The sequence below is a fragment of the Mesorhizobium sp. M7A.F.Ca.CA.004.06.1.1 genome (assembly GCF_003999135.1).
Taxonomy (GTDB): Bacteria; Pseudomonadota; Alphaproteobacteria; order Rhizobiales; family Rhizobiaceae; genus Mesorhizobium.
The window spans coordinates 1-673 of record NZ_RZPQ01001346.1 but is presented as its reverse complement, the minus strand read 5'-3'; the positions used below and the strand labels follow the sequence as shown (position 1 = coordinate 673).

Here is a 673-nt window from a genome sequence, read left to right as displayed (position 1 = left end):
CTGATGACCTACCCGGCCGCCGGGCGGGCAGCGGAGGCCGAAGCCTGGCTCGCCGGGGCCAAGCAGGCACTTGCCGCGTCGGGCCTCGCCTGCGACCGCATCTCCAGCGGCGGCACGCCGGATATGTGGCGCTCCAGCGATACATCCGTTGTCACCGAGTATCGTCCAGGCACCTACATCTATCTCGACCGCTATCAAGTCGCCAAAGGCGTCGGCGGCCTCGACGACTGTGCGCTGACGGTGCTGTCGACGGTGGTCAGCCATCCCACAGCGACGCGCGCTATCCTCGATGCCGGCAGCAAGGCGCTGTCCAGCGACACGCTGGGTCTCGCCGATTTCGGCGAGTTGCTCGGCGTGTCGGGAGCGCGGGTGACGGGCCTGAGCGAGGAGCACGGCACCGTCACGCTTTCGGGCGACGGCAAGCTGCGCATCGGCGAGCGCGTGCGTGTCGTGCCCGACCATTGCTGCGTCGTCACCAATTTGTTCAACGAGGTCAATCTGGTCGACGGCGACAAGGTGCTGGAAACGCTGCCGGTGGCCGCGCGGGGAAGGATGGGGTGAGACCGACGCGCCCGAACTGAACGCCACTCAGCGTTGAAGAACTGGACCCAGCGCCGCTTTCAATGGATCGAGGGCGTCGCCGTAGAGTTTCCAGCGCTCGACTGAGGATGAA

At 66.6% G+C, this 673-nt stretch carries 1 pseudogene; it reads left to right on the top strand.

Features of this window, described 5'->3' with window-relative positions:
- Positions 1-561: pseudogene (locus EN906_RS36230) on the top strand (D-TA family PLP-dependent enzyme); the annotation flags it as partial.
- Positions 562-673: the final 112 nt, after the last annotated feature.